The sequence below is a fragment of the Tessaracoccus lacteus genome, from assembly GCF_029917005.1.
Lineage (GTDB): Bacteria > Actinomycetota > Actinomycetes > Propionibacteriales > Propionibacteriaceae > Arachnia > Arachnia lactea.
Genome location: NZ_CP123967.1, coordinates 411,066 through 425,868, shown reverse-complemented (window position 1 = coordinate 425,868; position 14,803 = coordinate 411,066). Strand labels below are relative to the sequence as shown.

The window sequence follows — 14,803 nt, the reverse complement described above, 5'->3', positions numbered from 1 at the left end:
CCACATGCGCAGGACACAGACCAGGAGTTGAGCAGACCCCACTGACAAGAGCCAACCACGGGCTGAACAAGCCGACATCATGGAGCGGGCGACGGGAATCGAACCCGCGTATCGAGCTTGGGAAGCTAGCGCTCTGCCATTGAGCTACGCCCGCGACGAACCCAAGGTTAGCAGCTTTCCGCGGAAGGTCTCGCCAGCCCCCTTCCCATCAGACCAGATCGCCGGCCACCGAGAGGGAAGATGCCGTCGGGTCGCGGGCCGACGCATCGCCGCTGCGGTCGCCGTGCCGAAAGCGCCGCGCTTGAGTAGTGTGACGACCGTGATGAGCGAGGAGGCTGCAAGGGCACCGATCACGCGCGACAGCCGCGCCATCACTCGCCTCGCCATGGCGCACGATGCTTCGCACTTCCTCCTGACTCCCAAGGAGGTCATCACCCCGACGCGTATCGAGGATGTGGCCTTCCTGATGTCCGAGGCGGCTCGGACCAGGCGCCCCATGACCTTCCGATCCGGCGGCACGAGCCTCAGCGGCCAGGCCGTGACCGACAAGACCCTGGTCGACACGCGCCGCTGGTTCCGCGACGTCGAGGTCCTCGACGAGGGGCGCCGCGTGCGTGCGGGCGTCGGCGCCACGCTGAGCGCGGTCAATGCCCGGCTCGCTCCGTACGGGCGCCGCCTCGGACCCGACCCGACGAGCGCGATCGCGTGCACGATCGGCGGGATCATCGCCAACAACTCCAGCGGCGTCCTGTGCGGCACGGCACAGAACAGCTACCACACGTTGGAGTCGATGGTGTTCGCCCTGCCGAGCGGGCGCGTCGTCGACACAGCGGACCCGGCCGCCGACATGACGCTTCGCCTCGAGGAGACGCACCTCGTCGGCGGCCTGCACATGCTCCGCAGACGGCTGCGCACCAACCCGGACTCCATCGCGCAGGTCAACCACTTCTTCGGCATGAAGAACACCATGGGCTACGGCGTCAACGCCCTGATGGACTTCCACCGCCCCGTCGACATCATCTCCCACCTGCTGATCGGCAGCGAGGGGACGCTCGGCTTCGTGTCCGAGGCGACGTTCCGGACGGTGCCACTGCCCCGCCTCACCGCGGTCCTTGTCCCCGTGTTCCCCGACCTGCAGGCGGCCTCCGTGGCCGCCGTCGCGCTGGCAGACGAGGACTGCCAGGCGATCGAACTGATGGACGCCGCGACGCTGCGGGTCCTCCAACACCAGCCCGGGAGCCCCGACGAGTTCCGCGACGCCGACGTCACGACCCAGGCGGCGCTGATCGTCGAGCTCCACGACGAGGACGACACCGCTTTGACACTCCGGCTCAGCACCGTGGCGGCCAGGCTCCGTGCGCTCGGGATCCTCGGCGAGCTCCTCATCACCACCGACGAGGCCACCCGGCGGGAGCTGCTTGCACTCCGCCGGTCGCTGTACGCGCTGGTCGCGGGGGTCCGCCCGTCTGGCGCGACGACGCTGCTCGAGGACATCTGCGTGCCGTTGGACCAGCTGCCCGGCATGCTCGCCGACCTCGACGAGATGTTCGACCGCCACGGCTACGGCGTGAGAAACGTGCCGCTTTTCGCGCACGCGAAGGACGGCAACGTCCACTTCCTGCTCAGCGAGCGCTTCGATGACGCGACCGGCCTCAAGCGCTACCGCAAGTTCACCCGCGAGATGGTCCGCAGGGTTCTGCAGCGCGGCGGCGCGCTCAAGGCGGAGCACGGAACCGGCCGCGCCATGGCTCCGTTCGTGCACCAGCAGTACGGAGACGAACTGTTCGAGGTAATGCGCGCCATCAAGCACCTCTTCGACCCGATGGGCATCCTGAACCCCGGCGTCATCATCACCGACGACCCCGACGAGCACCTGCGCCACCTCAAGCTGATGCCGCCGATCGAGGAGTCCGTCGACGGGTGCATCGAGTGCGGGTTCTGCGAGTCGAGCTGCCCGTCGCGCGACCTGACGCTGACCCCACGCCAGCGGATCGTGCTGCGCCGCGAGATCGCCGCCCGCGGGGACGACGCTGAGCTGCTGGCGCGCGTCGATCAGGAGTACCAGTACGAGGCGATCGACACCTGCGCCGTCGACTCCATGTGCGCGCTGGCCTGCCCTCTCGGCATCGACACCGGGTCCCTCGTCCGCCGGCAACGCGCCGACGCCGCCACGCCCACCGAGCGGACGTCCTGGAAGAACGCCGCCCGCTCGTGGGGCCTGCTCACGCGGCTCTGGTCCGCCGCCCTCACCGTCGCGAAGACGGCGCCGCCGCTGGCCAAGGCGGCCACCGGGATCGGTCGGCGCGCCCTCGGCACCGAGGCGGTCCCCGACTATGCGGCCTCGCTGCCCCGTGGGTCGGGGCTGAAGCGCCGCCCGCGCAGTCGCAGCTACACGACGCCGGGGGTGGCGGCCTACTTCCCGTCCTGCCTGCAGTCGATGCTCGGATCCTCCTCCGACGAGGGCGTCTTCGCCGCCTTCCGGGAACTCTGCCTTCGCGCGGGCGTGCGCGTCACGCTCCTCGACGCGGCCGGCCTGTGCTGCGGGGCGCCGTGGCAGGCCAAGGGCATGGACGAGGGCTACGCCGTGATGCGCGACCGGGTCCGCGCGGCCATCGACCTACCTCCCGGCGTCCCGATCGTGACCGACGCCTCCAGCTGCACCCAGTCGCTGCGACGCATGGCCGACGACTGGGACGTCGAGGTGCGCGACGTCGTGCAGTTCGCCGTCGCCGAGTTGCTGCCCCGGCTGTCGGTGATCTCGCCCATCGCATCGCTGGCCGTGCACCCCACGTGCTCATCGACGCGCGCGGGCATGAACGACGACCTCATGAAGGTGGCGCGCTTCATCAGCGACGACGTGCGTGTCCCCGACAGCTGGGCCTGCTGTGGCTTCGCGGGCGACCGTGGCCTGCTGCACCCCGAGCTGACGCGGTCCGCGACCCGCGAGATGGCCGCAGAGCTGGGCCGCCGCGAGTACGCGGCCTACGCGTCGCTCAACCGGACGTGCGAGATCGGCATGTCGCAGGCAACGGGCCGGACGTACCTGCACATCCTGGAACTCCTCGCCCGCGCGACGCGCCCCACGCAGGACGCACCGGCCAGGGGCAGACTCAGCTGGCGCTGACGACGTCGGCCACCAGCTGGTCCGCACGGATGTCGTCGGCCGACGGCGAGAAGCCGAGTCGGACGACGACCAGATCCTCGCTCGGCACGACGTAGACGCGCTGCCCGTCGTGGCCGCTGGCCCAGTATGTGTCGGCCGGAAGCTCCGGGTTCATGAGGGTGCCGTCCGGCAGCTCATTCACCCACCATGAGGCGGCGAGGTTCGGGGAATCCGTCTCCGCCACTTCTTCGACGGTTGTCGAACTGGCCATCCACCCGTCTGGCAGCAGCCGCACGCCGTCGACGACGCCGTCGTCGAGCGCGAACTGACCGATGAGAGCCCAGTCACGTGGCGTGGCCCAGAGATAGGAGCCGCACACGGGTGTGCCGACGGCATCGGGCTCCAGGACGGCCGTCGACAGACCGAGCGGCTCGAACAGGACGTCGTGGGGCAGCAGCGGTCCGTCGCCGGTGACGGACCCGGCCAACACCGAACACAGCAGCGTCGTCGAGCCCGAGCTGTACTGCTGGAACGTGCCCGGTTCGTGGGTCGCGGGCTGGCTGGCGACGAAGGCACCCATGTCCGGCTCGCCGTACAGCATCTGCGTGATGGGCGTGCCGAGGTCGTAGGTCTCGTCCCAGGCCAGCCCGCCGGTCATCCGCAGGAGGTCGTCCACGGTGATTCCGGCGCGCGCATCGCCCTCCCACTCGCCGCGGAGATGATCGCTGTCGAGCGTGAGGGTGGTGTCACCGTCGTGGATGATGCGGCCGACCATCAGGTTGGTGACGGACTTGGTCATGGACCAGCCCAGCTGGCGCGTGTCGGCGTCGAACCCGTCGGCGTAGCGCTCCGCGACGACCTCCCCGTCCCGCAGCACGACGACCGCGCGGGTGCCCAGCTCGTCGCGGGCCTGTGCGTCCAGGTCGTCGCCGAAGGCCGCAGCCAGGGCGCCGTCGAGGGCGGGGTCAGGCGCCACCTCCAGCGTCGCGGGCTCGACGGGCGTCGGCTCTTGCGCGTCGACGGGACCGGAGCCCAGCGTGCAGCCCAGGCCGGGCGAGTACCAGGCCGTCTGCCAGGCCAGCGCCCCCAGCACGGTCACCGTCGCCGAAGCCTCCCCAGCCTGGGAGACGAGGAACGGAACCAGCGGGTTGGGAGGCAGGTCAGAGGCGGGGTCGTCGCGACCCGCGAGGTGCGTCACGGCGCAGTTGCTGTGCGCCGCGTAGCCCGTGCCGGTGCGCAGGAGCGGCCGCACCGACCAGTACCCGGCCGCCGCGACGAGGGCCACGGCGGCGACCACCGAGCCCGCGACGACCGCCCGCCGACGACGCGGCACCGGTCAGTCGCCCAGGCCGGTGCCCACGCCGCGGGCCGCAGTGAGCCAGGGGTGGTCGAGCGGGACGGTCTTCAGGTTGCCCGCCACCTCGGCGAGCGGCACGGGGACCGCGTCGCCGCCTTGCGACGCGACGGTGACGCCGTACTCGCCCGCGGCCACGAGGTCGGCGCCGGCGGAGCCGAGGAGCGTGCCGAGGAGTCGGTCGTTCGCGTCGGGGGTGCCTCCCCGCTGGACGTAGCCGAGGATCGTGACGCGGGACTCGAGCCCGGTCGCGGACTCGAGCGCGGACGCGACGCGGAAGGCGTTGTCGCGGTGCGCCGCCTCGACGGACGCCTTGTGCTTGTCGGCTGCCGCCTTGGCCTCCGGAGACGTCGCACTGCTCTTCAGCGCGACGGCGGCCGCGAGGTCGGCGGAGCCCTGGAGGTCGCGGGCACCCTCGGCGATGGCGATGACCGAGAACGGTCTCCCGGACGCGGCGCGGCCCCGGACGGACTCGGCAACGGACTCGATTGAGTACGGGATCTCGGGGATGAGGATGATGTCTGCCCCGCCGGCGATGCCTGCGCCGAGCGCCAGCCACCCGGCCTTGTGGCCCATGATCTCGACGACGATCACGCGGTGGTGCGAGTGCGCAGTCGAGTGGAGCCGGTCGACGGCGTCGGTGGCGATGCCGAGCGCCGTCGAGAACCCGAAGCTGGTGTCGGTGTGCGCGATGTCGTTGTCGATCGTCTTCGGGAGGTGAATGACGTTCAGCCCGGCCTTCGACAGGCGGTTCGCATTCTTCGCCGTTCCGCCGCCGCCGATGCAGACGATGGCGTCGAGCTGGTTGCGCTCGTAGTTCTCGATGATGGTCGGCGTCATGTCGCGGACCTCGCCGTCGACGACCATCTTGTGCGGCTTGTCGCGGGAGGTTCCGAGGATGGTGCCGCCGATCGTGAGGATCCCGGCTAACGCCTGCCCGTCGAGCTCCTGCCAGCGGTCCTCCACGAGCCCCTTGAGGCCGTCGCGGAAGCCGATGAGCTCCATGCCGTGCCCGAGCGCCGCCTTGCCGAAGCCGCGGATGGCGGCGTTGAGGCCGGGCGAGTCGCCGCCGGCCGTCAGGATTCCCACTCGTCTGGTCATCGTTCCTCCTCAGAGCCTGTTGGCCACACCCTATTGCCGTCGACCGTCACTTGGGCAGTGGCAGTTTCCCCACGCGTACCCGAACTCCCCGCCCCGCGCCAGAGCATCCCGTGCAACAACTGTGGCCAGAGCCCCAGCACGCGCTCTATTCCCGCGTGCTCCGGGCCTGGCCACAGTTGTGGACGCCAGCCGCAGACGAGGACCCGTCGAAGCCCGGTTCGCTGAGCCTGTCGAAGCGCCCTGAGCGAAGCGAAGGGTGCACCCCGGCCCCGACCAGCCGCGGACCGCCGATCCCAGGGTGGTCCCTGACCCGCCCCCGGTTCGGGTTCCCCATCCTGTTCCTGCGCCGGCGCCCCGCCGTAGGATCGTTCCATGGCCACCGACATGACCCCGCGATTCGACCAGTTGCGCTGCGCCGATCAGGACCGCGAACTGGTCGCGCAGGTGCTCAACAACGCCTACGCGGAGGGACGGCTGACGTTCGACGAGCACGCGGACCGCATCGCCACCGCCTACGACGCCAAGACCTTCGGCGACCTGGACGTACTCACGGCGGACCTGCTCCCCCGCGACCCGCACGTCGCCGCGCAGCCGGCCACCCCTGCACCGGCCGCGCAGCGGCTGGACAGCGTCGCGATCCCCGGGGCCTACACGGGTGCCAACGCGATCCTGTCGACGCAGAAGTCCGGCTCGATCAGCACCGTCGCAGGCGACCTCACCCTCAACTCGTGGCTCGGCGAGGTCCGCCTCGACCTCGTCGGGGCGACGTTCGCGTCGCGGCACACGACGGTTCACGTCGGTGTGCTGATGGGCGAGGTGAAGATCCGCGTCCCCGAGGGCGTCGAGGTGAACACCTCCCAGATCACGAACGTCATGGCCGAGACGAAGGTCGACGGCGTCGCGCCGCACCCCGACGGCATCGTGCTCACGCTCGTCGGCACGGTCATCATGGGCGAGGTCACAGTGCTCGGGCCGCGCATCGCCAAGCAGCGCAAGTACGAGAAGTTCGCGCAATAGGGGCGCCACCGGCCGCCCACAGCCCCTGCTACTGTATTAGACGTCTAATACAGATCGAGTGTGAGAAGTACGCGCCGTGACGAACGCCCCTGACCAGACCCCGACGCTCGACGACCCGTTCGCCCCGCCCGGGGTCGCCTGGCAACGGTTGTCGCCGAACTACCTGCGGATGAAGCTGGTCCTGATCCCTGTCGTGTGGGGGCTCCTGTTTGCGGCTGTCGGCGTCGCGGTGACAATCTTCCTCGGGTGGGACCGGCTGCCGAGCTGGCTCCCCTGGTCCGCGCTCGCCGCGGCCGTGGCGTGGATCGCCTGGCGCATGTTCCGTGCTCCACGGGTGTTCCGACGCTGGGGCTACGCCGAGCGCGACGAGGACGTCTACCTGACGAGCGGGCTGTGGTGGCGCTCGCTCCAGTGCGTGCCCTACGGCCGGATGCAGCTGGTCGAGGTCGAGGCCGGACCCCTCGACCGCGCCTTCCGCCTGGCGAGCGTGAAGATGGTCACGTCCTCGACCAGCGGAACGATCAACATCCCCGGCCTGGCCGCCGCCGACGCCGCAGCTCTACGGGACCGCCTCATCTCGCGCGGCGAGCAGCAGCAGGCGGGCATCTGATGACGGGCCCGCAGACGGAACCCGATCTGCCAACGCCGACGCAGGGCCCCGTCGATCCCGACCCCGTAGGGCAGCATCCCGCCAACCCAGCCGCCCCGGCTCCCGTGACGGAGAAGATCGTCGAGCGACCCAGCCCTCTGACTGGCCTGGCACGCGGCGGCATCGCGCTGGTCGCCGCGGCGTGGTTCCTGACCCGCGAGATCCTGGAGGGCGAGGAACTCGGCGGCAGCGTGGTGATCATCGGCGTCGTCCTGGGCATCTACGCGATCATCGCGGGTGTCTCCGGTGTGCTGACCTGGCGGATGACAACGTTCATCGCCGACGACGAGGAGTTCAGGATCGAGCGACGCCTCCTCTCCCAGACCTCGACCCGCATCGACTACACCAAGGTGCAGTCCGTCGACATCAACCAGCCGATCGTAGCCCGACTGCTCGGACTGGCGAAGGTCCACATCGACGTTGGCGGCGCCGGCGGCGCGGACCTCGTCTACCTCTCGCTGGCACGCGCCGAATCGCTGCGCGACCACCTGATAGCACGCATGCGCGGAGCGCGACGCGGGCTGCCGACGCCCCCCGACGCCACCCAGATCACGACCCCGGCCGAAAACCCCGCGCGCGTCCTCGAGTCCACGGAGGACGTGGTCGTCGCGCGGGTCGGCCCCAGGAACCTGCTGATCGGCGCGTTCGTGTCGAGCAACACGGCCGTGTGGGTGGTGATCGCCGCCGCCGTCCTCATCGTCGGGCTCGTCGCGGGCGAGCCCATCACAGCCATCCCCGCCCTGCTCGCCGTCGGCGGCTGGGTCTGGAGCCAGACAGGCAAGAACTGGGGCTTCGTGATGACGCGCCGTGGGGAGACGCTCCACATCTCGCGGGGTGCGCTCAACAAGGCGGCGCAGGGACTGCACCCCCGTCGCATACAGGGCCTGCAGGTTCGCCAGGACATTCTCCACAGACCCTTCGGTCTGTACTCGGTGAGCGTGACGGTGCTCGGCTACGGCGACGTCGGCGACGAGAACGAGGGCAGTAACGCGCTGATCCTCCCCTATGGCACCGCCGAGGACGTGGCCGCGGTGCTGCACGCGATCTGGCCGGACGTCGACCTGGACTCGATCCAGCCGCAGCCCCAGCCTGCGCGCGCCCGCTGGCTGACCCCGGTCACGTTCCGGAGCCACACGTGGGGCTTCGACGACAAGGTCATCGTCGCCCAGCACGGACTGCTGACGCAGACGCGCACCATCGTCCCGCACCGTCGCATGCAGTCCGCCGGGCTCCGCCAAGGTCCGCTGGAGCGGTGGCTGCGCGTCGCGACGGTGGCCATCCACACCACCGACGGCCCCGTCGATCTGCGGCTCTACCACCTCGACGCGCAGGTCGCCCGCCAGGTGATGCTCGAGCAAGTCCGCCTCGCCCGCCTCGCCCGCACAGCTGCCGACCGCTGAGCTGATCCCTCCCCAGGAGGGTCGCCTCGAGGGTCGGGGTCCGCCGGTGGAGTCTCCCTGCGGCCTGGCGACGGCACGCTGACCATCGAGGCGGCGCCGCGACCGTCAACGCCCACGCCGAGTGGGCTGCCACCTGACGAGGGCCGCCCGCCACTTCGAGTCAACCAGCGGTAGGATTTTCGCCATGAGCATTTACCTGGGTATCGACGTCGGCGGCTCTGGCATCAAGGGCGCCCCCGTGGACCTGGAGGCCGGCGACTTCGCCGCCCCGCGTCTGCGCATCCCCACCCCGGAGAAGTCGACCCCGAGCAACGTCGCGGCCATCCTCGGCGAGATCGTCGACGAGTTCTCCGGCCAGATCGGCGACACGTCCATCGGCCTGACGATCCCGGCCCCCGTCGTGCACGGCCGCGTACCCTTCATCGCCAACCTGAACCAGAAGTGGGCGGGCCTGCAGGCCGACGAGTACCTGTCCGACAAGCTGGGTCGCAAGATCACGCTGGTCAACGACGCCGACGCCGCCGGCCTCGCCGAGGTCCACCTCGGCGCCGCCAAGGGCAACAACGGCCTGGTCATCCTCACGACGCTGGGCACCGGCATCGGCGCGGCGATCATCTACCGAGGCGTGCTGATCCCCAACGCCGAACTCGGCCACCTCGAGCTCGACGGCCGCGACGCGGAGACCTACGCGGCGTCGTCGATCAAGGACAAGGAGAACATCTCCTACGAGGAGTGGACCACCAAGCGCCTGCAGCCTTACTACAAGCATGTCGAGATGCTGTTCTCCCCCGACCTGTTCGTCGTCGGCGGCGGCGTGTCGAAGGACTGGGACAAGTTCGGCCACCTGCTGGACCTCAACACGGAGATCATCCCGGCCAAACTCCGCAACCGCGCCGGCATCATCGGCGCGGCGCTTGCCGCCCGCGACGCCGACGAGCACCCCGACCTGGTCTGAGAGCTGAGTTGGCCTGACGGCTGAGACGTACCCGAGGGGGCCGGACCGCGAGGTCGGCCCCCTCGTCGCACATTCCCGTGCACAAGAGTGGCCTGAGCCGGAGCACCCGGATATTGCGCGCGTGATGGGGACCAGGCCACAGTTGTGCACCGCGCAAGCCCCTCCCGTCGTCTCGCTCTCCTGCTCCCTTCCTCCGAAAAACGGGCACTGGTCGATTCCCCTCGGTCTGACCACGGGAAGCGCACAGCGCCTCCGCCAGGTCGACGCTGAGGCGCCCGGTCGGCCTGGCTCGTGTGCGATTCTCGATGCCGGACCGGGGAGAATCGATCACTGAACGGTTTTCGGGGGTGGGGCTGCCACGTGGGACGACGACGAAGGGGCGGGGTCGAGGGGCTCCCCGACCCCGCCCCTCTCGTCGTCACATGCGGGCGGGCGCGTCGATTCCGAGGAGCGACAGTCCCGCGGCCAGGACGCGACGCGTGGCCTCGCACAGCGCGAGGCGTGACGCGCGGACGTCGCCCTCCAACTTCAGCACCGGGCAGGCCTCGTAGAACGACGCCAGCGAGCCGGCCAGGTCGTAGAGGTAGCCGCAGAGCTTGTGCGGGGTCAGGTTCTGGGCGACGTCGTCGACGACCTCGCCGAAGCGGCTCAGCAGGAGCGCCAGCTGCTGCTCGACGGGGTCGGCCAGCACCGTGACGGCGCCGAAGTGGATGTCCTCGGCCTCCGCCTTGCGCAGGATCTGCGACACCCGGGCGTGCGCGTACTGCAGGTAGGGGCCGGTGTCGCCGGTGGTCTGCACCATGCGCTCCGCGTCGAAGGTGTAATCCTTCTGGAGGCCGTTGCTGAGGTCGGCGTACTTGATGGCCGCGAGCGCGATGTTCGGCGCGGCCTGCTCCTCCGCGGCGTCGAGCAGCGACTCGAGCGTCGCCGCCGAACCGTCGCGGGTCTTGAACGGCTTGCCGTCGCGGCCGAGCACCATGCCGTAGCCGACGTGCTGGGCGACGACGTCGTCGGGCAGGAAGCCCGCCTTGCGCGCCGCGGCGAACACCTGCGCGAAGTGGCCGGCCTGGCGGGCGTCGGTGACGTAGATGATGCGGTCGGCATGCAGCTCGCGCACGCGACGGCGGATGGCCGCCAGGTCCGTGGTGGCGTAGCCGTAGCCGCCGTCGGATTTGCGCACGATCAGCGGGGCGTCGAAGCCGTCGACGAACACGCACAGCGCGCCGTTGTCGACGACGGCGACGCCGGAGTCCTCGAGCTCCTTGACGAGCACGGGCAGGTCGTCGTTGTAGGTCGACTCGCCGGCGATGTCATCGTCGGTGAGCAGCACGTTCAGCCGCTCGTAGGCGACGTTGAAGGCCGGCTTGGAGATGTCGACGAGGCCGCGCCAGATGGCCAGCGACTCCTCGTCGCCGCCCTGGAACGTCGCCACCCGGGCGCGGGCGCGGGCGGCGAACTCCTCATCGGACTTGAACTTGGCGGCGGCCCGCTTGTAGAGCGCGTCGGCGTCAGCCAGCGTGAGGGTGCGCACGTCGAGGCCTTCATCGAGGACCTCCTCGATCAGCATGCCGAACTGCGTGCCCCAGTCACCGATGTGGTTCTGCGCGATGACGGTGTTGCCCAGGGCGCTGAGCACGCGGTTGAAGCAGTCGCCGATGATCGTGGTCCGCAGGTGGCCGACGTGCATCTGCTTGGCGACGTTGGGCGCCGAGTAGTCGATGACGACGCGCTGCGGGAAGCGGGCCGGATTCAGCCCGTCGTTCGGGTCCTCGAGCAGCGACGACACGGCCCGGGCCAGCACGTCGGAACGCATCCGGAAGTTGATGAAGCCCGGCCCAGCGATCTCCAGCGGCTCGCACAGGTCCTCGACGTCCAACTGCGCCACGAGGTCGGCCGCGACCTCACGCGGCGGGCGCCCCTGCTGCTTGGCGAGCCTCAGCGCGACGTTCGACTGGAAGTGACCGAACTGGGGCTTGGTGGCGGGGCGCATCTCGGGATCGACACCGGTGAGCGCGCGCAGGCGCGCGTCAAGTAGGGCAGGCAGCGATTGCATGGGGTCAATTGTGTCACCCCGTCGCCGCCTGCCCCAACCGGGCTCAGAGGTTGTCGACGGCGGCGCGCTCGATCGCGAGCCCCGCGCGGAACCGCTCCATGAACGTGTCGAAGCCCGCGACGTCGGCCGGCACCGGCTCCATGGTCTCCACCTCGGCACCCGCGAACACCTCGTCGGCGAGCCAGCCGGTCAGGTCACCGCCACCGGAACGGAGGAACGACGCGAGCAGCGCCATGCCCCACGCACCACCCTCACCCGCCAGGTCACCGACGGATACCGGGGTGTCCATCGCCGCGGCGAGGAAGCCCTGCGCGACGCCCTTGGTCTTGAACAGACCACCGTGCGCGAACATCGAATCGAGCTGCACACCCTCGTCCTTCAGCAGGACGTCCATCCCGACGCGCAGCGCGCCGAGCGACGCGAACAGGTGCGTGCGCATGAAGTTCGCCAGCGTGAAGGTGCTCTCGGGGCTGCGGACGAACATCGGCCGCCCGGCCTCCAGCCCGACGCCGTGCTCACCGGCCAGGAAGTTGTAGGCCAGCATCCCGCCACCGTCGGCATCGCCGGTCAGCGCGGAACGGTACAGCGTCTCGAACAGCGTGTTCGTGTCGACGGTGGCGCCCAGCGCGGCCGCGACCTCACCGAACAGCGAGACCCAGGCACTCAGGTCGATGGTGCCATTGTTGCAGTGCGCCATACCGACGAGGTCGCCGGCCGGCGTCGTGACGAGGTCGATCTCCTCGTGCAGCGACTTCAGCGGCCCCTCGAGGACGACCATCGCGAAGATCGACGTGCCGGCCGACACGTTGGCGGTGCGGCGGGCAACGGAGTTGGTTGCGACCATGCCGGTGCCGGCGTCGCCCTCGGCGGGCGCGAGCGGGATACCCGGCTGCAGGGTGCCGGTTGGGTCAAGCAGCTTCGCCCCGTCGGCCGTCAGCGACCCGGCCTGCGTGCCGGCGGGCAGCACGGCGGGCAGCAGGTCGGCGAGCTGCCAGCCGTAGCCGCGGCCGGCGACGAGCTCGTCGAACTGCGCGATCATGCCCGTGTCGAACTGGCCGGTGGCCACGTCGATCGGGAACATGCCGGACGCGTCGCCGACGCCGAGCACCTTCTCGCCGGTGAGCTTCCAGTGGACGTAGCCGGCGAGCGTGGTGAAGTGGGCGACCTGCCCGACGTGCTCCTCACCATTCAGGACGGCCTGGTAGAGGTGCGCGATGCTCCAGCGCTGCGGGATGTTGTGCTGGAACAGCTGCGTCAGTTCGCCCGCGGCCTGGCCCGTGCTGGTGTTCTGCCACGTGCGGAACGGGACGAGCAGCTCGCCGGCCGCATCGAAGGCCAGGTAGCCGTGCATCATGGCGGAGAACCCCATGGCCCCCACCGTCGTCAGCTCGACCCCGTGGTCCTCGCGGACGGCGGCGGCCAGTTCGGCGTAGGCAGCCTGCACGCCCGACCAGACGGCGTCCAGGTCATAGGTCCAGTGGCCGTTCTCCAGCTTGGAGCGCCACTCGAAACCGCCGGTGGCAAGCGGCTGCTGATCGGGGCCGATGAGCACGGCCTTGATACGGGTCGATCCGAACTCGATCCCGAGAGCGGTGTTGCCGGACGTGATCGCGTCCTGGGCCTTCTGATCCACTGGTGACCTCCGTGTCAGTCGCCCCACGTCGGGCGATTCCGTGGCAGGCAAGTGCCTCCGAGGCTAAGCGTAACGCGCCCGATGGGACCGTTCACATCAAGGGCGCTGGTCCGTTCCTCCTCGCCGGTCCGCTCCCCCCTCCGCGAGGGCGCCGAGGGCGCAGTTGAGGCCGACTGGTTAGTCTTGGCGACATGCGTATTTCCGTGATCGGCTGTGGCTACCTCGGCGCCGTGCACGCCGCGTGCATGGCGGAGCTGGGGCACGAGGTCGTCGGAATCGACGTGGATGAGCGGAAGGTCGCCGACCTCGCGGCCGGCGTAGCACCGTTCCACGAGCCACGGTTCCCCGAGCTGCTGGCCCGTGGCGTCGAGTCGGGACGGCTGACGTTCACGACGGACCCGTCGCTGATCGCGGACGCGCAGATCCACTTCATCGGCGTCGGGACGCCGCAGCAGCAGGGGCGTCTCGGCGCGGACATGTCGTACGTCGACCAGGCGATCGCCACGATCATCGAGCACACCGCCGTCCGCGAGGACGGGGCCCCGGTGCTTGTCGCGGGCAAGTCGACGGTGCCCGTCGGCACCGCGCAGCGGCTCGCAGACCGGCTCGACGCGTCGGGCAAGCCGTTCCTGCTGGCCTGGAATCCGGAGTTCCTCCGGGAGGGCTACGCGGTCAAGGACACGCTGCATCCCGACCGCATCGTCTACGGACTGAGCGACGACGTCGCCCGCGGCGAGCAGGCGAAACTGCTGCTCGACGAGTGCTACGCGAAGCTCCTCGCCGAGGGCTCGCCTCTGGTGGTGTCGAACTACCCGACCGCCGAGCTGGTGAAAGTCGCGGCGAACTCGTTCCTGGCGACCAAGATCTCCTTCATCAACGCCATGGCCGAGCTGTGCGACGCGACGGGCGGCGACGTCACGCGGCTGGCTGAGGCCATTGGCTACGACGACCGGATCGGGTCAAAGTTCCTGCAGGCCGGCATCGGCTTCGGCGGCGGCTGCCTGCCGAAGGACATCCGGGCGTTCATGGCGCGCGCCGGGGAGCTGGGCGTCGACGAGGCGCTGACCTTCCTCCGCGAGGTCGACGCCATCAACCTGCGTCGCCGCGACCGCGCCGTCGCCCTGGCCGAGGAGGCCATCGGCGGGCTGGGGGGCAGGCGGATCGCGGTGCTCGGGATCACGTTCAAGCCGGACACCGACGACCTGCGCGACTCCCCCGCCCTCGACATAGCCAACCGGCTGTGGGACCGCGGGGCCCGGCTGGCGATCGTCGACCCGGCCGCCGCGCCAAGGCTGAACGAGCGCCGGCCGGAGTTCGAGACCCCCGCCACCGTCGAGCAGGCCGTCGCCGGCGCCGACGCGGTGATGGTGCTGACCCCGTGGAAGGAGTTCGTGGAGCTCGACCCGGAGTCGATCCGCGGCCTCGTCAACCAGCCGGTCATCATCGACGGTCGCAACGTGCTGGATCCGCGTCGCTGGCACGACGCCGGGTGGCGCTACTTCGGCATGGGGCGCGGCGTCTCTGTCTGGTGACCCGGC

General features: G+C 70.1%; 10 protein-coding genes and 1 tRNA gene. 6 read left to right on the top strand and 5 right to left on the bottom strand.

Annotated elements, in window-relative coordinates:
* Positions 1 to 80: 80 nt before the first annotated feature.
* Positions 81 to 154 (bottom strand) — tRNA-Gly (locus tag QH948_RS01855).
* Positions 155 to 322: 168 nt separating this feature from the next.
* Between QH948_RS01855 and QH948_RS01850 the strand changes: the two genes are divergently transcribed.
* Positions 323 to 3,124, top strand: coding sequence for an FAD-binding and (Fe-S)-binding domain-containing protein (locus tag QH948_RS01850; protein WP_281146226.1), 2,802 nt, complete (start codon positions 323 to 325; stop codon positions 3,122 to 3,124).
* Here the strand turns inward: QH948_RS01850 and QH948_RS01845 are convergent.
* Entirely contained in the window at positions 3,111 to 4,436 is a 1,326-nt protein-coding gene (locus QH948_RS01845; protein WP_281145268.1) for a serine hydrolase domain-containing protein, read from the bottom strand. The two genes, QH948_RS01850 and QH948_RS01845, sit on opposite strands and share 14 nt — an antisense overlap.
* A 3-nt stretch (positions 4,437 to 4,439) precedes the next feature.
* Positions 4,440 to 5,558 carry a 6-phosphofructokinase gene (locus QH948_RS01840; RefSeq protein WP_281145267.1) on the bottom strand — a complete coding sequence of 373 codons (1,119 nt, stop codon included), beginning with the start codon at positions 5,556 to 5,558 and terminating at the stop codon, positions 4,440 to 4,442.
* 372 nt (positions 5,559 to 5,930) lie between these two features.
* Here QH948_RS01840 and QH948_RS01835 point away from each other — a divergent pair, with 372 nt between their 5' ends.
* The 4 genes from QH948_RS01835 (at position 5,931) to ppgK (ending at position 9,579) form a co-directional block, all read left to right on the top strand.
* On the top strand, positions 5,931 to 6,575 hold the full coding sequence (locus QH948_RS01835) for a DUF1707 SHOCT-like domain-containing protein (protein WP_219081551.1): 645 nt from the start codon (positions 5,931 to 5,933) through the stop codon (positions 6,573 to 6,575).
* Between the two features lie 76 nt (positions 6,576 to 6,651).
* Entirely contained in the window at positions 6,652 to 7,185 is a 534-nt protein-coding gene (locus QH948_RS01830) for a PH domain-containing protein (protein WP_281145266.1), read from the top strand.
* The gene (locus QH948_RS01825) at positions 7,185 to 8,624 is read left to right on the top strand and encodes a PH domain-containing protein (RefSeq protein WP_281145265.1); all 1,440 of its coding nucleotides are present in this window, start codon (positions 7,185 to 7,187) and stop codon (positions 8,622 to 8,624) included. The genes QH948_RS01830 and QH948_RS01825 overlap by 1 nt, the downstream gene beginning before the upstream one ends.
* Before the next feature lie 184 nt (positions 8,625 to 8,808).
* A complete protein-coding gene (gene ppgK / locus QH948_RS01820; protein WP_281145264.1) occupies positions 8,809 to 9,579 on the top strand; it encodes a polyphosphate--glucose phosphotransferase in 771 nt (256 codons plus the stop codon).
* 418 nt (positions 9,580 to 9,997) lie between these two features.
* On the opposite strand, the gene argS is transcribed toward ppgK, so the two are convergent.
* Entirely contained in the window at positions 9,998 to 11,632 is a 1,635-nt protein-coding gene (gene argS / locus QH948_RS01815) for an arginine--tRNA ligase (RefSeq protein WP_281145263.1), read from the bottom strand.
* Between the two features lie 43 nt (positions 11,633 to 11,675).
* Entirely contained in the window at positions 11,676 to 13,265 is a 1,590-nt protein-coding gene (locus QH948_RS01810) for a xylulokinase (RefSeq protein ID WP_281145262.1), read from the bottom strand.
* Positions 13,266 to 13,456: 191 nt separating this feature from the next.
* Here QH948_RS01810 and QH948_RS01805 point away from each other — a divergent pair, with 191 nt between their 5' ends.
* Entirely contained in the window at positions 13,457 to 14,797 is a 1,341-nt protein-coding gene (locus QH948_RS01805) for a UDP-glucose dehydrogenase family protein (RefSeq protein ID WP_281145261.1), read from the top strand.
* The last annotated feature ends 6 nt before the right edge of the window (positions 14,798 to 14,803 follow it).